At 73.8% G+C, this 26,532-nt stretch carries 26 protein-coding genes and 1 pseudogene; 21 read left to right on the top strand and 6 right to left on the bottom strand.

What is annotated here, in order from left to right:
* Positions 1-93 precede the first annotated feature (93 nt).
* Together AB0K03_RS27230 and AB0K03_RS27225 are read right to left on the bottom strand one after the other, a co-directional pair.
* On the bottom strand, positions 94-924 hold the full coding sequence (locus AB0K03_RS27230; RefSeq protein WP_364690016.1) for a peptidylprolyl isomerase: 831 nt from the start codon (positions 922-924) through the stop codon (positions 94-96).
* 65 nt (positions 925-989) lie between these two features.
* Complete coding sequence (locus AB0K03_RS27225) at positions 990-1,886, bottom strand: peptidylprolyl isomerase (protein WP_364690013.1); 897 nt, start codon at positions 1,884-1,886, stop codon at positions 990-992.
* A gap of 163 nt (positions 1,887-2,049) precedes the next feature.
* Here AB0K03_RS27225 and AB0K03_RS27220 point away from each other — a divergent pair, with 163 nt between their 5' ends.
* On the top strand, positions 2,050-2,748 hold the full coding sequence (locus tag AB0K03_RS27220) for an MBL fold metallo-hydrolase (protein WP_364690010.1): 699 nt from the start codon (positions 2,050-2,052) through the stop codon (positions 2,746-2,748).
* A gap of 13 nt (positions 2,749-2,761) precedes the next feature.
* A complete protein-coding gene (hisS, locus tag AB0K03_RS27215) occupies positions 2,762-4,084 on the top strand; it encodes a histidine--tRNA ligase (protein ID WP_364690007.1) in 1,323 nt (440 codons plus the stop codon).
* Here the strand turns inward: hisS and AB0K03_RS27210 are convergent.
* Positions 4,071-4,586 carry a PaaI family thioesterase gene (locus tag AB0K03_RS27210; protein ID WP_364690004.1) on the bottom strand — a complete coding sequence of 172 codons (516 nt, stop codon included), beginning with the start codon at positions 4,584-4,586 and terminating at the stop codon, positions 4,071-4,073. The two genes, hisS and AB0K03_RS27210, sit on opposite strands and share 14 nt — an antisense overlap.
* Positions 4,587-4,642: 56 nt before the next feature.
* Between AB0K03_RS27210 and AB0K03_RS27205 the strand changes: the two genes are divergently transcribed.
* The 8 genes and pseudogenes from AB0K03_RS27205 to AB0K03_RS27170 all read left to right on the top strand — a co-directional run bounded on the left by AB0K03_RS27205 (position 4,643) and on the right by AB0K03_RS27170 (position 15,387).
* On the top strand, positions 4,643-5,131 hold the full coding sequence (locus AB0K03_RS27205; protein ID WP_364690001.1) for a helix-turn-helix domain-containing protein: 489 nt from the start codon (positions 4,643-4,645) through the stop codon (positions 5,129-5,131).
* Positions 5,132-5,142: 11 nt separating this feature from the next.
* The gene (locus tag AB0K03_RS27200; RefSeq protein ID WP_364689998.1) at positions 5,143-6,732 is read left to right on the top strand and encodes an MFS transporter; all 1,590 of its coding nucleotides are present in this window, start codon (positions 5,143-5,145) and stop codon (positions 6,730-6,732) included.
* Between the two features lie 76 nt (positions 6,733-6,808).
* Positions 6,809-7,621 carry a cyanophycinase gene (locus AB0K03_RS27195; protein WP_364689995.1) on the top strand — a complete coding sequence of 271 codons (813 nt, stop codon included), beginning with the start codon at positions 6,809-6,811 and terminating at the stop codon, positions 7,619-7,621.
* The gene (cphA, locus tag AB0K03_RS27190) at positions 7,618-10,356 is read left to right on the top strand and encodes a cyanophycin synthetase (protein ID WP_364689992.1); all 2,739 of its coding nucleotides are present in this window, start codon (positions 7,618-7,620) and stop codon (positions 10,354-10,356) included. Before AB0K03_RS27195 ends, cphA begins: the two co-directional genes overlap by 4 nt.
* Positions 10,357-10,823: 467 nt before the next feature.
* Positions 10,824-11,750 (top strand): annotated as a pseudogene (locus AB0K03_RS27185) (serine/threonine-protein kinase); the annotation flags it as partial.
* Positions 11,751-12,401: 651 nt separating this feature from the next.
* Positions 12,402-13,235 carry a cellulose binding domain-containing protein gene (locus AB0K03_RS27180; protein WP_364690036.1) on the top strand — a complete coding sequence of 278 codons (834 nt, stop codon included), beginning with the start codon at positions 12,402-12,404 and terminating at the stop codon, positions 13,233-13,235.
* Positions 13,236-13,546: 311 nt separating this feature from the next.
* Positions 13,547-13,804 (top strand): hypothetical protein, encoded by a 258-nt coding sequence (locus AB0K03_RS27175; protein ID WP_364689989.1) that lies wholly within the window; start codon positions 13,547-13,549, stop codon positions 13,802-13,804.
* A gap of 680 nt (positions 13,805-14,484) precedes the next feature.
* A complete protein-coding gene (locus AB0K03_RS27170) occupies positions 14,485-15,387 on the top strand; it encodes a sigma-70 family RNA polymerase sigma factor (protein WP_364689986.1) in 903 nt (300 codons plus the stop codon).
* 186 nt (positions 15,388-15,573) lie between these two features.
* Here AB0K03_RS27170 and AB0K03_RS27165 read toward each other — a convergent pair whose 3' ends face one another.
* Positions 15,574-15,930, bottom strand: coding sequence for a hypothetical protein (locus AB0K03_RS27165; RefSeq protein ID WP_364689983.1), 357 nt, complete (start codon positions 15,928-15,930; stop codon positions 15,574-15,576).
* A 122-nt stretch (positions 15,931-16,052) separates the two neighbouring features.
* Here AB0K03_RS27165 and AB0K03_RS27160 point away from each other — a divergent pair, with 122 nt between their 5' ends.
* From AB0K03_RS27160 to AB0K03_RS27135, 6 genes are all read left to right on the top strand, one after another.
* Positions 16,053-16,355 (top strand): urease subunit gamma, encoded by a 303-nt coding sequence (locus AB0K03_RS27160; RefSeq protein ID WP_364689980.1) that lies wholly within the window; start codon positions 16,053-16,055, stop codon positions 16,353-16,355.
* A gap of 125 nt (positions 16,356-16,480) precedes the next feature.
* Complete coding sequence (locus AB0K03_RS27155) at positions 16,481-16,861, top strand: urease subunit beta (protein WP_364690033.1); 381 nt, start codon at positions 16,481-16,483, stop codon at positions 16,859-16,861.
* A 46-nt stretch (positions 16,862-16,907) separates the two neighbouring features.
* A complete protein-coding gene (locus AB0K03_RS27150) occupies positions 16,908-18,626 on the top strand; it encodes an urease subunit alpha (RefSeq protein WP_364689977.1) in 1,719 nt (572 codons plus the stop codon).
* A complete protein-coding gene (locus tag AB0K03_RS27145) occupies positions 18,626-19,330 on the top strand; it encodes an urease accessory UreF family protein (protein ID WP_364689974.1) in 705 nt (234 codons plus the stop codon). Before AB0K03_RS27150 ends, AB0K03_RS27145 begins: the two co-directional genes overlap by 1 nt.
* A 145-nt stretch (positions 19,331-19,475) precedes the next feature.
* Positions 19,476-20,099 (top strand): urease accessory protein UreG, encoded by a 624-nt coding sequence (gene ureG / locus AB0K03_RS27140; protein ID WP_364690030.1) that lies wholly within the window; start codon positions 19,476-19,478, stop codon positions 20,097-20,099.
* A 79-nt stretch (positions 20,100-20,178) separates the two neighbouring features.
* Positions 20,179-20,901, top strand: coding sequence for an urease accessory protein UreD (locus AB0K03_RS27135; protein WP_364689971.1), 723 nt, complete (start codon positions 20,179-20,181; stop codon positions 20,899-20,901).
* On the opposite strand, the gene AB0K03_RS27130 is transcribed toward AB0K03_RS27135, so the two are convergent.
* Both AB0K03_RS27130 and AB0K03_RS27125 read right to left on the bottom strand, forming a co-directional pair.
* Positions 20,886-21,266 (bottom strand): RidA family protein, encoded by a 381-nt coding sequence (locus AB0K03_RS27130; RefSeq protein WP_364689968.1) that lies wholly within the window; start codon positions 21,264-21,266, stop codon positions 20,886-20,888. The genes AB0K03_RS27135 and AB0K03_RS27130 overlap by 16 nt on opposite strands.
* 10 nt (positions 21,267-21,276) lie before the next feature.
* The gene (locus tag AB0K03_RS27125; protein WP_364689965.1) at positions 21,277-22,491 is read right to left on the bottom strand and encodes an amidohydrolase/deacetylase family metallohydrolase; all 1,215 of its coding nucleotides are present in this window, start codon (positions 22,489-22,491) and stop codon (positions 21,277-21,279) included.
* Positions 22,492-22,524: 33 nt separating this feature from the next.
* Here AB0K03_RS27125 and AB0K03_RS27120 point away from each other — a divergent pair, with 33 nt between their 5' ends.
* The 5 genes from AB0K03_RS27120 to AB0K03_RS27100 all read left to right on the top strand — a co-directional run bounded on the left by AB0K03_RS27120 (position 22,525) and on the right by AB0K03_RS27100 (position 26,490).
* Positions 22,525-23,730 (top strand): alanine racemase, encoded by a 1,206-nt coding sequence (locus AB0K03_RS27120; protein WP_364689962.1) that lies wholly within the window; start codon positions 22,525-22,527, stop codon positions 23,728-23,730.
* Between the two features lie 83 nt (positions 23,731-23,813).
* Positions 23,814-24,302, top strand: coding sequence for a hemerythrin domain-containing protein (locus AB0K03_RS27115; protein WP_364689959.1), 489 nt, complete (start codon positions 23,814-23,816; stop codon positions 24,300-24,302).
* Positions 24,303-24,344: 42 nt separating this feature from the next.
* Positions 24,345-24,731 carry a hypothetical protein gene (locus tag AB0K03_RS27110; protein ID WP_364689957.1) on the top strand — a complete coding sequence of 129 codons (387 nt, stop codon included), beginning with the start codon at positions 24,345-24,347 and terminating at the stop codon, positions 24,729-24,731.
* On the top strand, positions 24,728-25,702 hold the full coding sequence (locus AB0K03_RS27105; protein ID WP_364689955.1) for a hypothetical protein: 975 nt from the start codon (positions 24,728-24,730) through the stop codon (positions 25,700-25,702). The genes AB0K03_RS27110 and AB0K03_RS27105 overlap by 4 nt, the downstream gene beginning before the upstream one ends.
* Complete coding sequence (locus AB0K03_RS27100; RefSeq protein ID WP_364689952.1) at positions 25,699-26,490, top strand: 2-phosphosulfolactate phosphatase; 792 nt, start codon at positions 25,699-25,701, stop codon at positions 26,488-26,490. The genes AB0K03_RS27105 and AB0K03_RS27100 overlap by 4 nt, the downstream gene beginning before the upstream one ends.
* Positions 26,491-26,532: the final 42 nt, after the last annotated feature.

Here is a 26,532-nt window from a genome sequence, read left to right as displayed (position 1 = left end):
TGCGCCGCCTCGGGGGTCCCCGCGGCCGCCTGCGCCCCCACCCCCGCGGGGCGCCCCCGGGGGGGCCCCCCCTTCTCGCTGTCGGTGCGGCTGTCAGGCCGCGGTCATCGTGAGGGTCTTGATGTCCACTTCCTGCTTCGGGTGGCCGTCGCCCTTGCCGTTGGCGTCGTCGCTGCCCTTCTTGGCCACGTTCTCCACGATGTCCAGACCCTTGGTGATGGTGCCGAGGACCGTGTAGTCGGCGGGCAGGTCGGTGTCGGCGTACACGATGAAGAACTGGCTGCCCGTGGTGCTGGGCGCCTGCGTCTTGGCCATGGCGATCGTGCCCTTCGGGTACGTCGGCTTGGCGTTGGTCGGCAGGTTCTCCTCGGGGTACTTGAAGTTGGGGCCGCCCTGGCCGTCGGTGGGGCGGTAGCCCTTGCCCTTGGCGCTCGGGTCGCCGCACTGCAGCACCTTGATGCCCTCGGTGGTGAGCCGGTGGCACTTGGTGCCGTCCCAGAACTTCTTGCTCGCCAGGAAGGTGAACGCGGCGCCGGTGCAGGGCGCCTTGGACAGGTCGACCGTGGCCGTGATCGGGCCGAGGTTGGTGTCCATGGTCAGGGTGCTCTTGCCGGTGTTCGGCACGTTGGCCGGCGGCAGGCCGCCGACGTCCTTCACCTGGGCGCCGCTGCTGCCGTCCTCCGGGATCCACTGGCAGGCCACGGTGCCGGGCGGGGGTGCGGACGCGCTGGGGGACTTGTCGTCGTCGTTGCCGAGCGCGCTGACGATCCAGACCGCCGCACCGGCGATCACGATGACCGCGATGGCCGAGCCGATGATGGCCTGCCGCTGGCGCCGCTTCTTCGCGGCCGCGGCCCGCTCGGCCATCTCCTTCTCGAGGCGGGCCCGCGCCGCCGCGCGCTGCCTGTCCTTGATCGACGACACGGTGTTCCTCCTGTATGCCTGCGTGCGTACGGCTGCGGTCGGGTGGAAGTCTGCTCCGGAAAAACTCAGGACTGGCTGGATGCGGACGGGGCGGGCGCCGAGGGGGCCGTCTCCGTGCCGGTGGCGCTGGGCTCGCCGACGGTCACGCTCTGCACCGTGATCTTGTCCTTCGGCTTGACCTTGTCGCCGGCGTCGTTGGCCACGGTCGGGATCTTGGCGATCGCGGCGACCGTCTCCATGCCGCCGGTGACCCGGCCGACGATCGGGTACTGCGGCTCGCCCTTGGGCGTGAAGTCCTTGAAGAAGATCAGGAACTGGCTGCCGTTGCTGCCCGGCGGGTCGCCGATCAGCGCGACCGTTCCCTTCGGGTACAGCGGGGCCGCCGGCGGCTTCGAGGGCGCCGCCGAAGCGCTCGGCTCCGGGGTCGGCGCCAGGGGCACGTTCTCGTTGTAGACGCTGTACGTGGGGCCGCCCTGCCCGGTGCCGCTCGGGTCACCGCAGCGGATCGCGCCCTCGGTGGTGATCTCGTGGCAGGTGGTGTTGTCGTAGAACTGCTTGCCCGCCAGGTACGCCAGGTCGGCGGCGCTGCACGGGGCGTCCGCCAGGTCCAGGCTCACGACGATCGGCGCGCCCTTGTCGGTGGTGATCGTCATCGGCCGGCTGCCCGCCGTCGGGATGCCCGTCGTGGGCGGCTCGCCGACGTCCTTGAGGTTCTTGTTGGTCTCGGCGTTCTGCGGCGTCCACGCGCAGACGTCCGAGCCGGCCGCGTCCGTCGTGGTGTCGTCGCTGTCGAACGCGCCGCCGAGCCAGGCGACGCCGGCCACGATGAGGATGAGGGCGGCCGCGGCACCGAGGCCGGCCTGGATCTGCCGCCGCCGGCGCTGCCTGGCGGCCCGGCGCGCCAGCTGGCGATCGAGCTTCTCCCGAGCCAGTTTCCGCTGCCGGTCCTTGCTGGAGACCACCTGGGGGTTCCCTTCTCACGCTCGGCGCCCGTGCGCCACGCCACACGCCCGCAAGAGTGTACGGGTAACGCCTGAGAATGTGGTGTGCGAGGTTCCGTGACGGTGTGTACGGTGCGTCCGGCTAGGCTTTCGGGGGAACCTGACAGCGTGAGAGGGGTGCGGAGTGCTGGTCACCGGCTTTCCGGCAGAGGCCTTCGGCACCAACTGCTACGTGGTGGCAGCGGGCCCCGGGGAGCAGTGCCTGATCGTGGATCCGGGCATCGGCGTGCTCGACCGGCTCGACGAGGTGCTCGACCGGCACCGGCTGCACCCGGCCGCCGTCCTGCTCACCCACGGGCACCTGGACCACACGTTCTCCGTCACGCCGGTCTGCGGCGCGAAGGGCATCACCGCGTACGTGCACCCGGCCGACCGGGAGATGCTCGCCGACCCCGCCAAGGGCCTGAGCATGGACCTCGACCAGCTGTTCGGCGGCCGGCTCCCGTACGCCGAGCCCGAGGACGTCGCGGAGCTGACCGACGGCGCCACTCTGAGCCTCGCCGGTCTCGAGATCACCGTCGACCACGCGCCCGGCCATACCGGCGGGTCGGTGCTGTTCCGGCTGCCGAACAGCGGCACGCCGTGGGAGGCGGACCAGATCTGCCTCTCCGGCGACGTGCTGTTCGCCGGCTCCATCGGACGCACCGACCTGCCGGGCGGCAGCACCGACGCCATGATGGCCAGCCTGCGGGACAAGGTCCTGCCGCTGGCCGACGACACGGTGGTGCTGCCCGGCCACGGGCCCGAGACGACGATCGGCCGCGAGCGCGCCGGCAACCCGTACCTGCGGGGGCTCATCGCCGCGCCTGGCCGCGGACTGTAGGAGAGACGAGACCGTGCCCATTTCCGGCTTCCCCGAGTGGCTGCCGCGCCAGCGCATGATCGAGCAGTACGTGCTCGACAAGATCCGGTCCACGTTCGAGCTGTACGGCTTCGCCCCGCTCGAGACGCGCGCCGTCGAGCCGTTGGAGACGCTGCTCAGCAAGGGTGAGACGTCCAAGGAGGTCTACCTGCTGCGCCGCCTGCAGGAGGACCCCGCCGCCGGCGGCGGTGACGACCAGCTCGGCCTGCACTTCGACCTGACCGTGCCGTTCGCGCGGTTCGTGCTGGAGAATTCCGGCAAGCTGCAGTTCCCGTTCCGGCGCTACCAGATCCAGAAGGTGTGGCGCGGCGAGCGCCCGCAGGAGGGCCGCTACCGCGAGTTCCTGCAGGCCGACATCGACGTGGTGGACCGCGACACGCTGCCGTTCCACTACGACACCGAGATGCCGCTGGTGATCGGCGACGCGTTCCGGTCGCTGCCGATCCCGCGGGCCACGATCCTGGTCAACAACCGCAAGGTGTGCGAGGGGTTCTACCGCGGGCTCGGGCTCGCGGACCCGGATCAGGTCCTGCGTACGGTGGACAAGCTCGACAAGATCGGCCCGGAGAAGGTCGCCGCCCTGCTGGTGGAGACGGCCGGCGCGACCGACGCGCAGGCGGCGGCGTGCCTGCGGCTGGCGGAGATCTCGGCGGCCGACGGGTCCTTCGTGGACCGGGTCCGCGCGCTCGGGGTGGACGACCCGCTGCTCGACGAGGGTCTCGAGGAGCTGCTGCGGGTGGTGGAGGCGGCCGCCGAGCACGCGCCCGGCCTGATCCGCGCCGAGCTCAAGATCGCCCGCGGCCTCGACTACTACACCGGCACGGTCTACGAGACGCAGCTCGAGGGGTACGAGCGCTTCGGCTCCATCTGCTCCGGCGGCCGCTACGAGAACCTGGCCTCGTCCGGCAAGGAGCGCTTCCCGGGCGTGGGCATCTCGATCGGGGTGTCGCGCATGCTCGGCCTGCTCTTCGGCCACGACGCGCTGACGATCTCGCGCAGCGTGCCCACCTGCGTGGTGGTCGCGCTGCCCAACGAGGACCTGCGCGGGCAGTGCGACCGGATCGCCCAGGGGCTGCGCTCGCGCGGGATCAGCACCGAGGTGGCGCCGACGGCGGCGAAGTTCGGCAAGCAGATCCGCTTCGCCGAGCGGCGCGGCGTGCCGTTCGTCTGGTTCCCCGGCGCCGACGGCGAGCCGGACACGGTCAAGGACATCCGCTCCGGCGAGCAGGTCGAGGCCGACGCCGCGACGTGGACGCCGCCGGAGGCGGACCGCATCGCGACCGTCAGCGCCGGGTAGGCGCCTCGAAGATCATGCACGTGGAGGTGGCGTGCGCGACCAGCCGCCCCTGCGCGTCGGTCATCCGCGCCTCGGCCAGGGCGGTGCGCCGCCCACGCTGCAGGACCGTGCCGGTCGTGGTGAGCCGTCCGGAGGCGACGGTCACCGGGCGCAGGAACTTCACGGCGAGGTCGAGGCTGGTGTAGCCGACCCCGGCCGGCAGCGTCGAGTGCACCGAGCAGGCGGCCGCGGTGTCGAGCATCGTGGACAGCACGCCGCCGTGCACCGTGCCCAGTGGGTTGTAGTGGAACTTCTGCGGCTCCAGGTGCACGGTGACGCTGCCCTCGGCGACCTCCATGCCGGCCATGCCGACCAGGTGCATGACCGGGGGAGCGGGCAGCTCGCCGCGCGACATGGCCTGCAGGAGCTCCAGGCCGGAACGGTCGCCGAGCAGGCTCGCGTGCAGAGCCGGGTCGGTCCACTCGTACGTCCGGCTGCGCGCGCCGCTCTGAGTCTGCGTCATGGACGCAGGCTGCCACGGGCTTGCTGTGTCTGTCAACGAGACCTAGCCTTCGTGCTATGACCCAGACCACAACCCGGCCCGAGGCGCTCGACTGGTCCATGGAGGCCTGCACGATCGGCCGCGCCATGGCCGTGCTCGGCGAGAAGTGGACCTTCGTCGTGCTCCGGGAGGTCTTCAACGGCGTACGGCGCTTCGCGGACATGCGCGAGCACACCGGGATGCCGCGGCAGGTCCTCGCCGACCGGCTGGCCTCCCTGGTCGAGCACGGGGTGCTGCGCCGCGAGCCGTACCGGGAGCCGGGGTCGCGGGTGCGCCACGAGTACCGGCTGACCGACAAGGGCTTCGACCTCTACCCGGTGCTGGTGGCGGTCAAGGAGTGGGGCGACCGCTACCTGGCCGACCCGGGCGGTCCACCGCTGACCCTGACCCACCGGGACTGCGGGGCGGAGATCCACGCCGAGCTGCACTGCGGGGACGGGCACGTCGTGAGCGCGTACCGGGAGGTGGTTCCCCGGCCCGGCCCGGGAGCGCGGCGGCGGCGATAAGCTCGCACGTCGTGACCACGGCGGCCGAGGAGACCAGCGCCTGGGCGCCGCTGCGCGACAAGATCTTCCGCGGCCTCTGGATCGGGGTGCTCGCCGGCAACGTCGGCACCTGGATGCAGACGGTCGGGGCGTCCTGGCGGCTGGTGCACGAGCCGGACGCGGCCACGTACGTCAGCCTGGTGCAGACGGCCACCATGCTGCCGGTGCTCCTGCTGGCGCTGCCGTCCGGCACGCTCGCCGACACGTTCGACCGGCGGCGGCTGCTGCTCGGCGTACAGCTGGGGTCGTGCGCGGTGGCAGCGACCCTGACCGCGCTGACGGCGGCCGACCGGATGCCGCCCGCGCTGCTCCTGGGGTTCACCTTCCTGCTCGGCGTCGGGCAGGCGCTCACGCTGCCGACCTGGCAGGCGGTCATCCCGGAGATCGTTCCGCGCGACCAGCTGGCCGCCGCGTCCGCGCTCGGCGCGGTCAACACCAACCTGGCCCGCTCGGCCGGTCCGGCCGTCGCCGGGCTGCTCGTCGCGCACGCCGGCGTCCCGGTCGTCTTCGGCCTCAACGCCCTGTCGTTCGCCGCCTTCGCGGCGGCGCTGCTGCGCTGGCGCCGGCCGCCGCAGAGCGGCACGACCCACGCCGAACGGTTCGGGCCGGCGCTGCGGGCGGGTGGACGGTACGTGCGCTACTCGCCGGTCGTGCGCCGGACCCTGCTGCGCGTCGTGCTGTTCGTGCTGCCCGGCAGCGTGGTGTGGGGCCTGCTGCCGCTGGTCGCCGACCGGGAGCTCGGCATGGGCGCCGGCGGGTACGGCGTGCTGCTGGCCGCCCTGGGCGTCGGGGCGATCCTCGGTGCCCTGCTCATGCCCCGCATCCGCGAAGGGGTCCCGCCCAACCGGCTGCTGATCCTCTCCGGCGCCGTGTACGCCGCCGCGCTGCTGATCGTGGCGCTGGTGCCGTACGCGGTGGCGGTGGTGCCGGCGCTGGTCGTGGCGGGGCTGGCGTGGATGGCGCAGGTGTCGCGCATGAACGCGAGCATGCAGCTGTTCCTGCCCAACTGGGTACGCGCCCGCGGCTTCGCCGTCTACCAGGTCGTCTTCGCCGGCGGGCAGGCGCTCGGGGCGTTCGCCTGGGGCCAGGTGACGCAGGCATGGGGGCTGCGGACGGCGTACCTGGCCGCGGCGGCGCTCATGGCGCTGGGCACGGCCACGGTGCGGTGGCTGCCCGTACGCGAGGAGGCCGGTGACCGCAGCGCGGCCGTCTACTGGCCGGAGCCGCACCTCATGCTCGAGCCGCACCTCGACGAGGGTCCCGTGCTCGTCACCGCGACGTGGCGGGTCAAGCCGGAGAACCGGGACGCGTTCGTCGCCGCGATGCAGGCCGTACGCCGCTCGCGCCAGCGCACCGGCGCGACCCGCTGGGGCCTGTTCCGCGACGGGGAGCACGCCGACGACTTCGTCGAGGTCTACCTCGTGCCGACGTGGGAGGAGCATCTGCGCCAGCACGAGGGGCGGCTGACCGGCAGCGACGAGCGGGAGGAGGAGCGGGCCGTGGCGCTCGCCGAGGGGCCCGCGACGGTCTCGCACCTGCTGCCCGCCCACTCCCCGGATTAGGCCGATGTTTCGGTTATGTTCCGTTTAACCTCATAACCATGCGCTCGCAGCAGCGGCGCAGGGGAGGAGGTGCGCCGTGGCGGCCCGGCTGATGATCATCGGCGGCGCGGAGCGGCACGGCGCCTGCGGTCCCGAGATCCTGCGCCGCTTCGTCGAGCTGGCCGGCGGCCCCGCCGCCGACATCATCGTCATCGCCACCGCCAGCGGAGAGCCCGCCGTCCTCGAGGCCGAGTACGCCGGCCTGTTCACCCGGCTCGGCGCCCGCCAGGTCCACGGGCTGCGGATCACCACCCGTGCGCAGGCGAACGAACCGGCCGTGATCCAGGCCCTCGCCACGGCCACCGGCGTCTTCTTCACCGGCGGCGACCAGCTGCGCATCACCACCGTCCTCGGCGGCACCCTCACCGACTCCGCCCTGCAGACGCTCGTGCAGGCCGGCACCATCGTGCTCGGCGGCACCAGCGCGGGCGCGGCGATGATGTCCGGCACGATGATCCTCGGCGGGGCCGCCCCCGGCGTCACCCGCGCCAGCGTGCGCACCGGGCCGGGCCTCGAGTTCCTGCCGGGCGTGGTCATCGACATGCACTTCGCCGAGCGCGGCCGGCTCAACCGGCTGCTCAGCGCCGTCGCGATGTACCCGCACGAGCTCGGCCTGGGCATCGACGAGGACACCGCGATCCTGGCCGAGGGCGACCGCTTCGAGGTGCTGGGCTCCGGGACGGTCACCGTCGTGGACGCCGGCGCCGCCACCGACATCCGGGTCCCGGCCGACGGGCCCATCGCGCTCAGCGGGGCGCGCCTGCACGTGCTGCCCTCCGGGAGCAGGTTCGAACTGTCCGGACGCCGGCCCGTCGGGGCGGCCGCCGGGGAACGGGGACACGTCCGATGAAGATCCTCAGCCTGCGTCACCTGCGCGGCCCCAACGTCCACCTGTCCCGCCCCGCCGTCGTGGCCCGGCTGCGGCTCGACGAGCTGGCCGGGCGGGAGACCAGCGACATCGCGGGGTTCACCGAGCGGATGCTGCGGGCCCTGCCGGGACTCGCCGAGCACCACTGCGCCGCGGGAGCGCCGGGCGGCTTCGTCAGCCGCATGCGCGGGGGCACGTACTTCGGCCACGTCACCGAGCACGTGATGCTGGAGCTGTCGCAGTGCATCGGGCGGGACGTCAGCTTCGGGCGTACGGTCTCCACCGCCGAGCCCGGGGTCTACGACCTGATCGTGGAGTGCCCGGTGGACGAGTCGCCCGGCTCCCGGTTGCCGGGCCGGCTGTTCGACGCCGCGGTCGAGCTGGTCACCGCGGTGGCCGAGGGCACCCGGGTGTCCGCGGCGGACCTGCGCGAGCGGCTCACCGAGCTCAGCGACCTCGCGGAGCGCGAGGCGACCGGCCCCAGCACCCGGTCGATCATCGCCGCGGCCCGCCGCCGCGGCATCCCCGTCGAACGGTACGGCGACCTCAGCCTGCTCCGCCTCGGCTGGGGCACCCGCCGCCGGCTCGCCTGGGCCGCCATGACCGACCGGACCAGCGGCGTGGGCATCGACATCGCCGGGGACAAGCAAGTCACCCGGCGGCTGCTGGAGGACGCGGGCATCCCGGTGCCGCCCGGCGGCGCGGCCCGCGACGCCGAGGAGGCCCTGCGGCTGCTCGGTGAGCTCGGCGCCCCGGTCGTGGTCAAGCCCCGGCAGGGCCGCCAGGGCGAGCACGTCGCGTTGAACCTGCGGACCTCCGCCGAGGTGGAGGCGGCTTGGGCGGCGGCCGGTGGCGACGTGGTGGTGGAGCGGTACCTGCCCGGACGCGACTACCGGGTCCTCATCGTCAACGGCGAGGTCGTCGCCGCAGCCGAGCGGACCGCCGCCCACGTCGTCGGGGACGGCGAGAGCACGATCGCCGAGCTCGTGGAACGGACCAACGCCGATCCGCGCCGCGGCACGGGCCATTCCCGCGTCCTGACCCGCATCGCCCTCGACGACATCGCCGCCACCGTGCTCGACAAGCAGGGCTGCTCCCCGGACAGCGTGCCGGAAGCAGGCCGGCAGGTCTGGCTGCGCGAGAACGCCAACCTCTCCACGGGCGGCACGGGCCACGACGTGACCGACCGCGTCCACCCGGACGTGGCCCGGTTGTGCCTGCGCGTCGCCGCGGTCGTCGGCCTCGACATCGCCGGCATCGACCTGCGCCTGCCGGACATCGCCGGGCCCGTACCGGCGGTCGGCGATCCCGACGACGTCACCGGCGGCGTGATCGAGGTCAACGCCGTACCGGGGCTGCGCATGCACCTGTCGCCGGTGCAGGGCCGCTCCCGTGACGTGGGCGACGCGATCGTGCGCGCGATGTTCCCCGGCGGCTCCGACGGTCGCATCCCGGCCGTCGCGGTGACCGGCACGAACGGCAAGACCTCGGTGGCGCGGATGGCCGCGCACATCCTGGCCGGGACCGGTCTGCGGGTCGGGCTCACCACCACCGACGGCGTGAGTATCGACGGCCGTACCGTGTACCGCGGCGACGCGACCGGCCCGCGGTCGGCGCAGATGGTCCTCGGCGACCCCGGTGTGCAGGCCGCCGTGCTCGAGACCGCCCGCGGGGGCATCCTGCGCCGCGGGCTCGGCTACGACTGGACCGACGTCGGCGTGATCACCAACATCACCCCCGACCACCTCGGCCAGGACGGCCTCGGCTCGATCGAGGACATCGCGCACGTCAAGGCGCTCATCGCCGAGCGGGTCAGGGACGGCGGCACGTTGGTGCTCAACGCCGACGACCCGTGGGTGCGCAGCCTGCCCGACCGGCCCCGGGTACGCGCGGACCGCAAGCGCATCGTCTGGTTCGGCACGGATGCGCGGCAACCGGTGGTCGCCACCCACCTGGGCCAGGGCGGTACGGCGTACCTGGTGCAGGACGGCTGGCTCGTGCAGGCCACCGGGGCGCGGCGTACGCCGTTGCTGCGGGTGTCCGAGGTGCCCGGGTCGTTCGGGGGCGCGGCGCCGTACGCGGCCGTCAACGCGCTCGCCGCGATCGCCGCCGCGCGTGCCCTCGGCGCCTCGACGGACGTGGTCAACGAGCGGCTGACCGACTTCGAGCCGCGCGTGCACAACCCCGGCCGCGGCACGGTCCTGCGCCTCGGCGAGGTCACGCTCTTCGTCGACTACGCCCACAACCCCGCCGCGCTCGCGGCGGTGCTGCGGACCCTCGAGCGCCTGTACGGCCGCGACCGCTGCGTCGCCGCGGTGACCCTGCCCGGCGACCGCCGTGACGACCTGCTCGCCGCCTCGGCGCAGGTGATCGCCGACGGGGTCACGCGCGCGGTGCTCTACGACGACGAGGATCCGCGCGGCCGCGAGCCGGGGGAGGTGTCCGCCCTGGTGGAGCGGGAGATGCGGGGACGGCGGCCGAACCTGCGCGCGGTGCGGGCCGGCGGTTACCGCGCCGCGGTGCAGGAGGCGCTGCGCCTGGCCGCGCCGGGTGACGTCGTCCTCGTCATGTACGAGAGCCTGGCGCCGATGCTGAGCCACCTGGAGGAACTGGGTGCGGTCCCGGCCGGTCCCGGGCCGGCGCCGGCGCTTCTTCCGGCTTGGCGGAACCGCGCCGTTTTGTCCCACGTTCCGGTGAGCGTGACCAATAAAGCATGATCGTCGTCGAACTTTCATCCGATCGGGCAGGGTGACGCAGGTCATTGCCCTGCGACAAGGAGTTCACGCTGCGTACGTGAGCCGGTCTCGTGAGTCGTCCGAAGTGACCGTAGGGTGATCGAAAGAAAGCTCTGAGTAGAGAATCCCTTGTAGATGCGTTGTATCCGGGGGATACCCGCAAGTTTCGACGAATCGGGCAAATAGCCCCAACGTGGTTGGCTCGTGGCCGCCCCTGGGCCGCTGAGCAGGGCTTTCACCCGAGTCGATCTTCGCGCACCCCCGGCGCACGGTGCGAAACGGACGGTGACGAGCCGCAGGTCATCCATGCCGTCGAACAGTCGAGACCGGGGCCGCTCGTGGGCTAACATCCTCGCCGTCGATGGGGGATGCTCGGTCCGACAGCGGGCCGATGCCGCCCCGGCACCAGGACACATGGCGGTGTGCTCCGGTGTTTCATCCGATCGCGCATGTGGGGGCACATGAGCACGACGGACCTGCCCGGTTCGAGTCTGCTCGCCAATCGTTACCGGTTGGTGGAGCGGCTCGGCGCCGGCGGGATGTCAGTGGTGTGGCGAGGCTTCGACGAGGTCCTCGGCCGGCAGGTGGCGGTCAAGGTGCTGCCGCCGTCGACGAGCGCGGACCCGTCGTTCCGGCGCCGGCTGCGCGCCGAGGCCCAGGCCGCGGCCCGGCTCAGCCACCCGCACATCACCAACGTGTACGACTACGGCGAGGCGACCACCGTCGACGGCGAGCCCGTGCCGTACGTCGTGATGGAGCTGGTCGACGGCGAATCGCTCGCCGCCGTGCTGGCCCGCGTGCACCGGCTCCCGTGGCCCGCCGCCGTACGCATCTGCTCCGAGGTCTCCGCGGCGCTCGCCGCCGCGCACGCCCGCGGCATCGTGCACCGCGACGTGACCCCGGCCAACGTCATGCTCACGCCCGCGGGCGCCAAGGTCGTCGACTTCGGCATCTCGGCCCTCATCGGCGAGAACGACATCGACCCGGACGGCAGCCTGCTGGGCACCCCCGCCTACCTCGCGCCCGAGCGGCTCGAGGGTGGCCAGGTCAGCCCCGCCACGGACGTGTACGCGGTCGGCCTGCTGATCTACCGCACCCTCATCGGCCAGCTGCCCTGGGACGTCGGCACGACGACCGCGCTGCTGCGCGCCCACCAGTACACCGAGCCCGAGCCGCTCCCGCCGGTCGAGGGCCTGCCCGGCGCGGTGTCCGCGCTCATCGCCCGCTGCCTGGAGAAGCGGCCGTCCGACCGGCCGTCCAGCGCCGAGCTGGCCCACGTGCTCGGCACGGTGTCGGCCGGCGTTCCCGCCGCGCGCGCCTTCGTGCCGGACTGGGCGGACAACGGCGAGGACACCACCATCCTGCCGTCCGCACGCGACACCGACGGCCTCGGTCGCATCCGGCCCGGCCACGCCCGGATCGCCGACTCGACGCCCGCCCGCGCGGGCCGGGGAGTGGCCGCCGTACCGCCGGCCGCCGCCGCACCGGCCGGCGAGACGGACCTCGCCCGCGACGCGCCCGTCTCGCCGGCCCCCGGCGCGCCGGCGCAGCCGGTCTCCGTGGCCGAGGTCGAGGCCGCTGTCGGCGCCTCCGGGCAGGCGGCGGCCACCAACGCCCCGGCCGCTCCGACGGCCCCGCCGCAGCGCGGCAACCGCAACAGCCGCTTCGGTCCGGTCCCGCCCGCCCCGGCGGGCGGCGGCCCGGCTGCGTTCGTGCCTGCCGGGCCCGGTGGACCCGCCGGGCCGGGCGGCCCTGCCGGTCCCGGCGGTAACGGCCGCGGCCCCGGTGCCGGCGGCGACCACGGACCCGGCTCGGCTGCGGCTTCCCCGGCCGACGGCCCCGCTTTGCGGCCGGCCTTCGGCGCGCCGCCGGCCACCCGGCCCCCGTCGCGCACCGACGCCTCCGCGCCGGCCCGCGCCGGCTCCGGCTCGGGAGCCCCGCCGCCCCAGCGTCCGGGCACGGCCCCCGCCGGAGGCGCCCCGCGCCCCGGGCCGGGCGGCACCACCCGGCGCCGCCGCATCGTGCTCATGGCGAGCGCCGGCGTGCTCATGGTGGGCGTCGGCGCCTGGGCGCTGAGCCTCACCACCGGCAACGCGCCGGACGAGGTCGTGGTCAGCGGGGTCGGGCCGCAGCCCACCCAGCTGGTCGGCGCCAACAAGTGCGTGGTGAGCTACGCCGTGTGGTCCGACGACGGCAACCGGTTCAAGGCAGCCGTCACGATCGCCAACCGCGACGTCAAGGCGATCAAGAACTGGAAGCTCTGGTTCCTCATGCCGGGCGACCAGATCGTCTCCGGCAACGGCAAGCTCGCCCTGGACCAGCAGAACCGCGGTGTGACCGTGCAGTCGAAGACGACCCTCGACCCGCAGGCCACCCAGACCATGCAGTTCACCGGCCGCTACGAGGCCAGCAACTCCGCGCCCATGGTGTTCCAGCTCGACGGCCAGACCTGCGAGACGTTCGTGTCGCCCAAGCCGGGCGAGCCGTCCCGGCCGGTCGAGCACCTCACCAACGGCCAGGTACGCCTCGGCCCCGCGCCGAGCCGGCAGAACCCGGTGCCCGGCATCTCGGTCGACCCGAGCGGCGTGGTCGTGCCCGTACCGGTGGACACCACCGTTCCGGACGACCTGCCTCCCAGCACGACCGCCGGCACCCCCTCCACCCCGCCGGCGGGCGGAGACACCGGCACCGATGGCAGCAACACCGGCGGCGACGACGAACCGCCCCCGCCCAGCCCGCAGACGGTCACGACCCCGCCCAGCACCGCGCCGACCACGTCGGCCACCCCGAGCCGTGAACCCTCCCCGCCGCCGTCGTTCGACACGGGCGGCGATCCGGACACCCCGCCGGAGATGGGCTGACCAACATGCGACACCTGGGGCGGCTGACCGGAAACCACCGGCCGGCCGCCCCAGCGGCGCGTTAAGGTCGAAAATGATCCCGGCAGGCACATCCGTTTCGCGTACGGGCGCCCGGCCCGTGGGGTAGGGCCCGACGCGACCAGGCCGCGGAAGCCGAAAACGGTACGAAGCCCCTCGGCGTGCCTGCGGGCCGGCGAGACGCCCGCGAGGAAGATGGTTGATACCGCTTCGCAACCTGAGCGGATCCGGTCAGCACCGTTGCGAGCGTTAGCTGGACCTCGAGCAAGTCGTCGCACATCGGGGAGTTCGACATGATGAGCACCGTGGGGGACCTGGCGGCTGAGGCGCTGTTCGTCTCACACCTCCAGCCGTCCGAACGGCCGAGCCGCGAAACGGTCGCCGAAGCCGTCACCGCCATGATCCTGCGGCACGGCAGCGACGGCTGCGCGGCCGTCGTGGCCGAGGAGTTCGGCGACCACCCGGAGGCAGCGGTCCGCCGCATGAACTGGGTCCGGCGGGAACTGGGCAAGGCCATGGCCGCCCAGCGCAGCCCGCACTTCGCCAGCTGACGTTCTCCGGCCCCGGTCCGTCCGGGCGCCCGCTTCCGCCGCCGCGCGCCTGACCTTGCCGCGGCCGTCTTCCCGCATACCCGGCGGCCCATGCGCCACTGGCACTCGTGCGCCGGCCCTCTGCCGGGCCGCTGGCTTCCCGTGCCGGCCCTCTGCCGTGCCGCTGGCTTCCCCGCGCCGGCCCTCTCCCGTGCCGCTGGCTTCCCCGCGCCGGCCCTCTGCCGTGCCGCTGGCTTCCCGCGCCGCCGGGCCTCGTCGTGCAGCCGGGGTCTATGCGTGCTGCTCGATCACCCGCGCCGCCGCGGGGTATCCGCTTAGGCTGAGCTGCCGGGCTGCTCACTCTGCCGCCTCGGCCGTCGCCCGCCGACGCCTTGACCCTCGCCCCGGGGCCCGCCCCGGGGCCCGCCGCCGGGATCTGCCTCCGGGATCTGCCTTCGGGACCTGCCTTCGGGATCTGCCTCCGGAATCTGCGTCCGGGACCCGCCCGCGGGACCCGCGGGACCCGCCTCGGGCGGCCTTCGGGATCGAGGCCCGCGGACGGCCCACCCGGGACCTGAGCCTTTTTCCGAAAAAACTCCATAAAAGCAACCGAGTTCGGCCGCCCCTGCACCCGTCGGCGACCAACGTTCTCCTCATCGGGCCGGTTCACGCACCGGCCCCGCACGAGCGAGGAGGACTACGTGACCGACACGACCGAACTCCCCGCCGCCATCGGCACGACCCACGACGCGCCCTCCGCGCGGGACATCGAGGACCTGGTCCGCGAACACATGCCGATGGTGGGCCATCTGGTCCGGGAGCTGCTGAACCGGGTGCCCGGCCATGTCCACGCCGACGACCTGTCGTCCGCCGGGTTCGCCGCGCTCCTGGGTGCCGCCCGGACCTTCGACGTGACCCGGGGCATCCCGTTCCACCGGTTCGCTGCCGTACGGATCCGGGGCGCGCTCCTCGACGAGTTGCGCGGGCAGGACTGGGCGAGCCGTTCCGTACGGGCCCGGGCGCGCCGCACTGCGCAGGCGCGCCAGGAGCTGACGGCCGCGCTGGGGCGTACGCCCACCGAGGCCGAGGTCGCCGAGATGCTCGGCATCGGCGTGGCCGAGCTGGCCGCCGTCGAGGACGACGTGCAGAAGGCGGCCCTGCTCAGCCTCCAGGGGTTCCCGACGGGCGCGGCCGAGGAGATGGTGCCGGAGCTGTCGGAAGGGCCGGAGGACCTGCTGCTCAAGCGGGAACGGCTGGGCTACCTGCACCAGGCGATCCAGGCGTTGCCGGAGCGGCTGCGGATGGTGGTCACCCAGTCCTTCCTGCAGGAGCAGCCGCTCAGCGAGGTGGCCGCCGAGCTGGGCGTGACCGAGTCCCGCATCTCGCAGCTGCGTACGGAAGCGTTGCGCCTGCTGCGGGAGGGACTGAACAGCTCCCTCGCGCCGGAGCTGCTGACCGTGGCGGCGGGCGGCCCGCGGACGCGCAAGGGGTGCCTGCAGCGGCGGCGCAGCGAGTACTTCGCGCGTGTGGCCGAGCAGGGGAACCTGCACACGCGGCTGGCGTTGACCGACAGTCACGGCGTACCCATCGCCTTCGCTGCCTGACGATCACCGGCACGGCCTCCCAGTCCTCCGGGAGGCCGCCGCCGTCAAGGCCCTGCCCAGGCACGCCGCGCTCCGCGCGAGACACCCTCGCCGCCCGAGCAACCGGCAGGGCCGCGGGGAAGGCCGCGCCGCGGAAGACGGCTGGGCTGCGGGAACGGCCGGGCCCGCCGCTCCGGCGGGTGGGGTTCACTGGCCGAAGGTCGCGCGCAGGTCCGCGTTGATGAGCTGATTGAGCCGCTTCCGCAGGTGCCCGAGCAGGGACGGATCCGGGAGCGGCTCGGCCACGTGCAGGGTCCAGCGCAGCTCCGTGCCGCCCGCGCCGTCGGAGGCGAGATCGAACCGGATCCGGGCGTCCGGCCGCCGTTCCCACAGCGACGACCACACCACGACGTCCGGTGGCGAGGCCTGCAGGATCTCCGGTGGGTGTTCGTCGTCGAGCAGCTGCAGCCAGGGCCGGCCCGGGTCGCCGGCCGGGTCGGTGAGCGCCGCGAACACCACCGCGGGCGGCGGCTGGTGGCGTCTGCGCGTACCGGCCTCGAGCATGTCCGCAGCATAGGGTCGCGACGGCGTGGCCACGCGGGTGAACCCGGGCCCGGTCCCGACAATGGGTAACACGTCCGAAACGTGGAGCTGCGAGCATCGCCTCGCGAGGTCAGGGAGGTCCGGTGTTCCTCAGCCAGCACGAGCAGGAACGGCTGCTCATCCATGTCGCGGCGGACGTCGCCCGGCGCCGGCGGGAGCGGGGCTTGCGCCTGAACCACCCCGAGGCGACCGCGATCATCACCGCGTTCCTGCTGGAGGGGGCGCGGGACGGGCGTACGGTCGCCGAGCTCATGGACGCCGGGCGGCGGGTGCTCACCCGCGACGACGTCATGGAGGGCGTACCGGAGATGATCGCGGAGGTCCAGGTCGAGGCGACCTTCCCGGACGGTACGAAGCTCGTCACCGTGCACGGGCCCATCTCGTGAGCGGCACGATCCCTGGCGGCAACTTTCCCGGCGAGGGCAGCGGCCCCATCCCCGGCGGTGTGCTTCCCGGTGAGGGCAGCGGCCCGGTCCCTGGCACCGGTGTGCTTCCCGGCGAGGGCAGCGGCCTGATCCCCGGCGAGATCCTGCCCGGCGACGGGGACATCGAGATCAACCCGGGCCGGCCGGTGCTGACCCTGACCGTCCGCAACACCGGCGATCGACCGGTGCAGGTCGGATCGCACTACCACTTCGCCGAGTCCAACGCGGCGCTCGACTTCGACCGGGACGCCGCGTGGGGGCACCGGCTCGCCGTGCCGGCCGGGACGTCGGTGCGCTTCGAGCCCGGAATGCCGCGCGACGTCGGGCTTGTCAGGCTCAGCGGTGCCCGCGTGGTGCCGGGCCTGCGCGGGCTCGCCGGCGGCCCGCTCGACCCGTCCCCGCGCGAGGACATCGAGCCCGCGGGCGCTCTCGACGAGGACCTGCCCGAGAACGGGAGCGCGCGGTGACACCAGGCGCAACGAGGGACGCGGCGCGGCGAAGCGAGGCGGCGGCATGAGCATGCTGGAGCGCGGCCGGTACGCCGCCCTCTACGGACCCACGGCCGGCGACCGGATCCGGCTGGCCGACACGAACCTGCTCATCGAGGTCGAGGAGGACCGCAGCGCCGGCCCGGTCCCCGGCGACGAGGTCGTCTTCGGTGGCGGCAAGGTCATCCGGGAGTCGATGGGGCAGTCCCGCGCCACCCGTGCCGAGGGCACGCCGGACACGGTCGTCACCGGCGCGGTCGTGCTCGACCATTGGGGCATCGTCAAGGCCGACGTCGGCATCCGCGACGGCCGGGTCGTCGCCCTCGGCAAGGCCGGCAACCCGGACACGATGGACGGCGTGCACCCCGACCTGGTCATCGGGCCCGGCACCGAGGTGATCGCGGGGAACGGCAAGATCCTCACCGCGGGCGCCATCGACAGCCACGTGCACCTGATCAGCCCGACCATCCTGGACACCGCGCTCGCGAGCGGCATCACCACGATCATCGGCGGCGGCACCGGGCCGGCCGAGGGCACCAAGGCCACCACGGTCACGCCCAACTCCTGGCACCTCGCCCGGATGCTGGAGGCGCTGGACCGGTGGCCGATCAACGTGCTGCTGCTCGGCAAGGGCAACACGATGTCGGAGGAGTCGCTCTGGGAGCAGCTGCGCGGCGGCGCGGGCGGCTTCAAGCTGCACGAGGACTGGGGCACCACCCCGGCCGTGATCGACGCGGCGCTCAAGGTGGCCGACGCGTCCGGCGTGCAGGTCGCCATCCACACCGACACGCTGAACGAGGCCGGCTTCGTCGAGGAGACGTTGCGGGCCATCGCGGGCCGGTCGATCCACGCGTACCACACCGAGGGGGCCGGCGGCGGGCACGCGCCGGACATCATCACGGTCGCCGCGCAGCGCAACGTGCTGCCGTCGTCGACGAACCCGACCCGGCCGTACACGCGCAACACTCTCAGCGAGCACCTCGACATGCTGATGGTCTGCCACCACCTGAACTCCGCGGTGCCCGAGGACCTCGCGTTCGCCGAGAGCCGCATCCGGCCGTCCACGATGGCCGCCGAGGACCTGCTGCACGACCTCGGCGCGATCTCGATGATCGGCTCCGACTCGCAGGCCATGGGCCGCGTCGGCGAGGTCGTCATGCGGACCTGGCAGACCGCGCACGTCATGAAGGCCCGCCGGGGAGCGCTGCCCGGCGACGGCGCCGCCGACAACCTGCGGGCCCGGCGCTACGTCGCCAAGTACACGATCAACCCGGCGATCGCGCACGGCATGGCGGAGCAGGTCGGCTCGGTGGAGCCCGGCAAGCTCGCCGATCTCGTGCTCTGGGACCCCGCCTTCTTCGGCGTACGGCCGGTGCTGGTGCTCAAGGGCGGCATGATCGCCTCCGCGCAGATGGGCGACGCCAACGCCTCGATCCCCACGCCGCAGCCGGTGTTGCCCCGCCCGATGTTCGGCGCGTACGGCGTGGTGCCCGCGGTCACCTCGCTGGCCTTCGTGGCGCCGGCGGCGATCGACGCGCTGCTCGGCGACCGGATCGGCGTCAAGCGGGCGCTCGTCCCGGTGGCGGACACCCGGTCGGTGAGCAAGGCGGACCTGCCCCTCAACGACGCCCTGCCCCGCATCGAGGTCGAGCCGGACACGTTCACCGTGCGCGTCGACGGCGAGGTCGTCGAGCCGGACCCGGTGACCGAGCTGCCTCTGGCCCAGCGCTACCACCTGTTCTGATGAGCCTCGCGACGCTGCTGGTGCTGGCCGACGGCCGGCTGCCCGCGGGCGGCCACGCGCATTCGGGCGGGCTGGAGGCGGCGGTCTCCGCCGGGCGCGTCCGTGACGTCACGGACGTCGGCGAGTTCCTGCGCGGCCGGCTGTTCACCGCCGGTCTCGTCACCGCGGCTTTCGCCGCCACGGCGTGCGCGCGCCCGGACCGTCTGTCCGAACTGGATGATGGGCTGGACGCACGTACGCCGTCACCCGCACTGCGCAAGGCATCCCGCGCCCAAGGCCGTGCTCTGCTGAGGGCCGCCCGGGCAATGTGGCCGGTGCCGCCCGCCGGCCGCGCGACGGATTCCGGGCTGCGCGCCGGGCATGCGATGTGGTCCGCGCCGGCGGTCGGCCGCGAGCTGCACCATCCTGTCGCGCTCGGCGCCGTGGCCGCCGCGGCCGGGCTCGGCCCGGTCGAGGCCGCGGTCGCCGCCGCGCACGGCAGCGTGACCGGCCCGGCGAGCGCCGCGGTACGGCTGCTGGGGCTGGACCCGTACGCGGTGCACGCGCTGCTCGCCCGGCTGGCCCCCGACTGCGACCGGATCGCGGCGCAGGCGGCGGGCCGGATCGACGACCCGGTCGACGCCCTGCCGGCCGCGGGAGCCCCGCTGCTCGACATCGGCGCCGAGCAGCACGCCACCTGGGAGGTGCGTCTCTTTGCATCCTGACGACCTGCATCGCGGCGACCTGCATCGCGGCGACCTGCATCGCGGCGACCATGCTCACGGACTCGGCGAGGTGCCGCACACCCACCCGGACCCGTCCGTCGACCCGCACACCCACCCGGATCCGTCCGTCGACCCGCACACGCCGCTGGCGGGCGGCCCCCGCGCGCTGCGCATCGGCATCGGCGGGCCGGTCGGCTCGGGCAAGACTGCGCTGGTCGCGGCGCTGTGCCGGGCGCTCGGCGGCGAGTTGCGGCTGGCGGTGGTGACCAACGACATCTACACCACCGAGGACGCCGACTTCCTGCTGCGCAACGGCGTCCTGCCGGCCGAGCGGATCCGGGCCGTCGAGACCGGCTGCTGCCCGCACACCGCGATCCGGGACGACATCTCCGCCAACCTGGACGCCGTCGAGGACCTGGAGGCGGCGCTCGGCCCGCTCGACCTCGTCCTGGTGGAGAGCGGCGGCGACAATCTCACCGCGACGTTCAGCAAGGGGCTGATCGACCGGCAGATCTTCGTGGTGGACGTGGCCGGCGGCGACAAGGTGCCCCGCAAGGGCGGCCCCGGCGTCACCACCGCGGACCTGCTGGTCATCAACAAGACCGACCTCGCCCCGCTGGTCGGCGCGGACCTGTCGGTGATGGACCGCGATGCCCGGGCCCGCCGCGGCGAGCTGCCCACGGTCTTCCTGTCGCTGACCGAGGACCGCGCGGCGACCCCGGTCGCGGACTGGATCCGGGGCCTGACCGCGGCCCGGGTGATCGCGTGACGCGGGTGTCTCGCCTTCCGGGTGGCCGCGTGACGCGGGCGTCTCGCCTCCCGGATGCTCGCGTGACGCGGGCGTCCTGATGCGCGCCGCGGCGGCGATCGTCGCGGAGGCGGACGGGCGCGGCGGCACCCGGCTCGCGGTCCTGCGCGGGGAGTCGCCGCTGCTGCTGCGGGGTACCGGTCCGTACACCGTCCATCTCGTCGGCGGCGCGGCCGGACCGCTGCGCGGCGACGATCTGCGGCTGTCGGTGGAGGTGGGTCCGGGCGCGCGATTGTCGGTGCACAGCGTCGCGGCCCAGCTCGCCCTGCCCGGCCGGCCCGGGCTGCCGCCGTCCCGGCTCGCGGTCACCGCGTCGGTGGCCGCCGGGGGAGCGCTGCAGTGGCGGCCCGAGCCGCTCATCGCCGCCTCGGGCTGCCACCATCTCGCGGTCACCGACGTGACCGTCGCCGACGGCGGCAGCCTGCTCTGGCGTGACGACCTGGTCTGCGGCCGGCACGCCGAGGAGCCCGGCGACGTGCGCTCGGACCTGACCGTCCGGTACGCCGGAACGACTCTGTACCGCCACGAGCTGACCGTCGGGCCCGGTGCGGCCGGATGGTCGGGTGCTGCCGTGCTGGGTGGCGGCCGGGCCGTCGGCACACTGGTGCTGGCGGGGCCGTCGCTGCCGGCGCCTGCTCGGCTGGGCGGCGATGCGGTCCTGATGCCGCTGGCCGGGCCCGGGATGCTGGCCACGGCGGTCGGCCGTGACATCCGCGACGTGCGGACCGCCCTGGATCCGGTGGGGGACTACGCGCCGGTGTAGAGGATGGCGTCGATCTCGATGTCGAAGCCGACCAGGGGCACCGGCAGCGTCGTGCGTACCGGGAGGTTGTCGCCCTTGACGTACTGCGCGTAGATCTCGTTCAGCTCGGCGAAGTCGCCGAAGTCGCGCAGGTAGACGCCGACCCGGACGGCCTGGTCCAGGCTCGCGCCGGCTGCCTCCGCGACGGCAGCGAGGTTGCGGAACGCGGCGTGGGCCTGCTCGGCGAAACTGCCGGTCACGCGCGTGCCGTCCGGCAGCGCGGGGATCGCCCCGGCCAGGTAGACGGTGTCGCCGGCGACGACCGCGTGGGAGTACGGGCCGCCCGCCGGGGCCGCCTTGTCGGTCATGATCGCGCGCTTGGGCATCGGGTGACTCCTAGAGTGTCGGTCTCGGGAACTGCTCGGCCAGGCCGTCGACACCCACCAACGGCGTCGCCAGCAGGGCTCGCACATCGTCGTCGCGGCGGGCCAGGGCGGTCCGCTGGGCGCCGGTGAGCGGGATCCACGGCGGGGGCGGCGCCGGCAGGCGGGGTGGCAGGAGCCGGCCGCCTACGTACGTGGCCCGGTTCGTCAGGCGCAGCGGCGAGTGGCGTACCTGCCGGTGCGCGTCGACCACCTCGAAGCTGCCCTCCTCGACCCGGAACACGGCGATGTCCGCCGGTGCGCCCACCTCGAGGGTGCCACCGGTCAGCCCGAGGGCGCGCGCCGGGTGCACCGTCACCGCCGCGATCACCTCGTCGAGGGTGAGCCCCGCGGCGACGAGCTTCATCATCGTCGTGGGCAGATCGAAGACCGGGCCGTGCAGCGAGCGGGCGTGCAGGTCTGTCGAGATCGTGTACGGCCGCAGCCCCGCGCCGATCTGCGCCGCCGCCACGTCGAACGCGAAGCCACCCGACCCGTGTCCGATGTCGAACAGCACGCCGCGGTCGTACGCCCGGCGTACCGCCGCACCGAGCGGCGCGGCTATTCCGCTGGCACAGTGCGTCACGATGTCGCCCTGACGCATGATGGCGAGGACTTCGTCGAGAGCCGGTGGCGCCGTACCTATGTGGACCATGACCGGCACGCCGCAGGCCTGCGCGGCAGCCAGGCCGCGCCGCAGGGGTTCCACGCCGTTGGCGCCGACCGTCTCGCCGTCGATGCGGACCTTCACGCCCCTGACGAGATCGCGGTGCGTACGGATGGTCTCGACCGCCAGGTTCACGTCGCAGTTCGCCAGGTCGCGGCTCTCGCCGGTACGCCCGGCGAGCCCCACCGCGGAGATGTTCAGCAGCCCGGGCACCCGTACGTCCACATCGGACACGACGCGGCGCAGCCCGTCGAGGGTGTAGGCGCCGGCGGACCCCGCGTCGACCCAGGTGGTGACGCCGGTACGCCACGCGACCGGGTCCGGCTCGATGCCCCAGTAGCCCGGCCCGACGTGGGTGTGCAGATCGATGAGACCGGGAGTGATCAGGCACCCGGACACGTCGCGGACCACGGCGCCGGTGAGACCGGGACCGACGGCCGCGATCCGGCCCGCGCGCACGGCGACGTCCGCGCGCCCGGTCCCGTGCACCTCACCGCCGGTGAGGACCAGGTCGTTGATCATGCGGTGCCGCCCATCCGTAGTAGCTTCCACACCATGCGTGACGGCTTCCCCATGGTCAAGGGAGGACCCCCGGTGACCCTCGACATCCCCGACGAGCTGCTGGACTGGCGGGCCAAGGGCTTCTGGCTGCCGGAGGGCTCGGTGCCGGCCCGCGCCTTCGCCGCGGCCCGGCACTCGCTCTTCGACGGATCGTTCACCTGGCCGCTGCTCGTCGTCCGCGATTCGGCGGTACGCGCGAACATCGCGACGATGGCGGCGTACGCGCACCGGCACGGCTTCTCGTTCGCCCCGCACGCCAAGACCTCCATGGCGCCCACGCTGCTCCAGGCGCAGCTCGCGGCCGGGGCGTGGGCGATGACCGTGGCCACCGCGAACCAGGCGCTCGTCCTGCGGCGGCTGGGTGTGCCCCGGGTGCTGATCGCGAACGAGGTGCTCGACCCGACGGCCCTGCGCTGGCTCTCCGCGCAGGCGGCGCAGGGCTGGCAGGTGTACGCGCAGACCGATTCGGTGGCCGGCGTCGAGGCCGCGGCGGCCGCGGGCGGACTGCCCCTGCTCGTGGAGCTGGGACACGCGGGCGGGCGCACGGGCTGCCGTACCGTCGGGGAGGTCGTCGCGGTGGCCCGGGCGGCCGCCGCCGCGCCCGGGGTGACGCTCGCCGGGCTGACCGCGTACGAGGGCGGCCTGGCCTCGGCGGAGGAGGTCGACGAGTTCCTCGCCGCACAGGTCGCCGCGGTCCGCGAGATCGCGGATCTGCTGCCCCGGGAAGTGATCGTCTCGGCCGGCGGCAGCGCCTGGTTCGACCGCGTCGTCAAGGCGCTCGAGGGACAGTGGCTCGAGGGGCACACCGTGCACGCGGTGCTGCGCAGCGGGGCGTCGGTCACGCACGACGACGGCTTCTACCGTGAGCGCACGCCGTTCAACCGGGAGCCGGGCGAGGGTTCGCTGACGGCCGCGCTCGAGATGTACGCGCAGGTCCTGTCGGTCCCGGAGCCGGGCCTCGCGATCGTCGGCATGGGCAAACGCGACGCCCCGTTCGACGAGGGCCTGCCGGTCACGGACGCCGGCGTGGTGACCAAGATGAACGACCACCACACGTACGTCCGCGCCGCCGGCCTGGCCGTGGGTGAGCTGGTGCGGTTCGGGTTGTCGCACCCGTGTACGGCGTTCGACAAGTGGCGCTTCATCCCGGTGGCCGACGACGACGATGTGGTCGTGGACGTGCTCCACACGTACTTCTGAGGCGGTAAGATCCTCGGCAGCGTCGCAGTGCACCCGGCCCGCAGACCGCCGAGGGTATGGAGGCGCCGGACCCCGGGATTCCTGTGGCTCACTTCTCCGGCCAGGACGAGTACGCGCGCTTCACCGCGTACGGTCATCAGCTCATCGCCGTGCACCACCGCCTGCTCGACCAGCTCGACGACCTGCGCGCCGGTTCCGTTCCCGACCCGGAGCTTGCCGTGCACTGCCGGACCCTGTGCTCGGCGGTGACCCGGCACCACACCGGCGAGGACGAGACCGTCTTCCCCGTGCTGGCCGCGCGGCACCCGCAGCTGCGGTCCTTCCTCGCCGAGCTCGAACGCGACCATCAGGTGATCGCCGGCCTGCTCACCCGTCTGACGGCTCTGGCCGGCCGGCTGGGTGCGGCACCGGCGGCGGCGGACCGGGATGCGCTGCACATGGAGCTCGACGGGCTCGCCGCGGTGCTCGAGACGCACTTCATCGGCGAGGAGAAGCGGCTGGTGGAGGTGCTGAACGTCCTGGACCCTTCCGTGGGATTGACCGGCCTGGACGAGGCCGTAGGCTGGGCCTAGCGGTTCGTTTTCCACCGCTCTGCGGGGCTTTGAGGGGTTCGCGTGGGTGCTGCTGACCGTCATGTGCTCGTCGTCCGGCAGCGGGAGCTGGCTTCCCGCCTGGAGATCCTCGATCGGGAGGATCCCGGCTCCGACCGGTACGACGACCTGGAGCTGCGGGTCTTCGACGCCGCCGACGATCTGATGCGCGAGCTCGACCGGGCCCGCGCCCGGGCGGCTTCCCGGCGCCGGGTGGTCTCCTGCGCGCTGGCCGTCCTCGCGCTCGTGCCGGTGTTCCTCGTCGCCGCGGAGCGGGTGCCGAGCCTGTGGCTGGCCGCGGCGGTCGTGACAGGGGCGGCCGCCGGTGTGCTGTGGCTGACCGCCCGGCCGGTCCCGCCCCCGGCGCCGGCCGCCGGCCGGGTCCGGCTCGAGAGCGCCGTGCTCGCATGAGCGCCGAGGTCCACACCGATCTCGCCCGGGTCGCGGAGGCGTTGCGGGCCGAGTTCATGCGCAAGCTCGGGATGCTGCGGAATCAGATCGCGGACGTCGACCGGGTCGCGCGCGCCGCCGGAGAGCGGGCCGAGGAGCTGCGCGGACGCCTCGACGAGGCCGACGCGCGGCTGACCCGGGCCGGGGAGGCCCACGACGAGCTCGAGCGGCGGGCCGACCGCGGGTTGCGCTCGGCCCGGCAGGCCATCGCCCGGCTCACCGGCGAGGTGCAGCTCATCGAGGGACGGCTGCGGATGGAGCACGGCGTGCAACCCGTGGACCTCGACAGCCTGCCGTCCGGGATGGAGGGTCTCATCGACGAGGTACGGGAGGCGGAGGAGCTTCGTTCCGGCATGCTCGACCCGGCTGCCCGGGAGGCCCATCGGGCGGCGCTGGACGCGTACACGGAGCTGGAACGTCTCCTGGCGGACAGCCGTCGGCGCGCCTTCGAGGCGAGCTGCACCGTCGCCAGAGCCCGGGTCGGCCGGCGGGGCTTCCGGCGGGCGGCCGCCACGTACCGGATCCATCGTGGACGGTGGCGGGCCCGGGAAGCGGAGCTCGCCGCCCGCGCCGACGAGGCGGCCGCGGCCTGGACGGCGCTCGACCTGGACGGGCGGCTGCAGGAGCAGTACGACGCCCACCGCGGCGCGAGCGCGGTGCTGGAGCTCGCGGCGCATCTGCGCGGCCGGGTGGACGCCGCGGTCGAGACCCACGCGCTGTTCCCGGCCTGGTTCACCATCACCGAGCTGGGGCACCGGCCGAGCGCGGCCCGCGGCGCGCAGTGGCGCGACGTGGCGACGCAGGTCCTGCTCTACCGGCTCACGTACGGCATCACCCACGGCGTGCTGGCGCTGGGCGATCCGCCGGAGGGCGGCCGGCAGGCGGAGCGGTACCACGCGGTCCGGGCAGCCCTGAAACAGTTGGAGGAATGAGGGTTCTGTTCGACTGGGGTCCGGCCGGCGCGGACGCGGTCGCCGCCGAGGCGTCGGTGGTCGCCGTCGTCGACGTCCTGTCGTTCACCACGACGCTGACCGTGGCCGCGGACCGGGGGATCGCCGTGCGGCCGTACCCGTGGCACGACGAGACGGCCGAGGACTTCGCCCGGCGGCACGACGCGGTTCTGGCGGTGGGCCGTCGCGCGGCCGGCCCCGGCCAGATCAGCCTGTCGCCCGCGACGGTCGCGCGCAGCACCGGTGTGCGGCGGCTCGTGCTGCCGTCACCCAACGGCGCCACCATCTCCGCGCGGCTGGCCGCCGGCGCCACGGTCGTCGGGGTCTCGCTGCGCAACGCGCCCGCGGCCGCGTCGTGGGTCCGCGAGCGGCTCGGCGACCGCGGGACGGTCGCGGTGGTCGCGTCGGGAGAGCGGTGGCCGGACGGTTCGTTGCGCCCGGCGGTCGAGGACCTGTGGGGTGCGGGGTCGTTCCTCCACCATTTCGTACGGGGCACAGCACCCGGCCTGACCCCCGAGGCGGGCGCGGCGCTGGCGGCGTACCGGATGGTGGCCGACGACCTGGACGCCGCCCTGCGTGACTGCGTCAGCGGCCGTGAGCTGCACGACCTCGGTTTTCCGCAGGACGTCGCGACGGCGGCGGAGGCCGGCGCGAGCGAGGCGGTTCCGACCCTCCGCGACGGCTGGTACGTGACGGATCGGAGCGCGCCGGTCATCCCTCCCGGTGACGTCCCTGTTCGGGGGATGGGCCACCCGCGGCGGCGACCCTAGGGTCGGTTGCAGGCCGGCGTACGCCCGGCGTGCGACCCCACC

It is taken from the genome of Actinoplanes sp. NPDC049316 (genome assembly GCF_040677315.1).
In the GTDB taxonomy this organism is placed as follows: domain Bacteria; phylum Actinomycetota; class Actinomycetes; order Mycobacteriales; family Micromonosporaceae; genus Actinoplanes.
The sequence above is the reverse complement of the archived record's forward strand: the minus strand, read 5'-3'. Positions and strand labels throughout refer to the sequence as shown.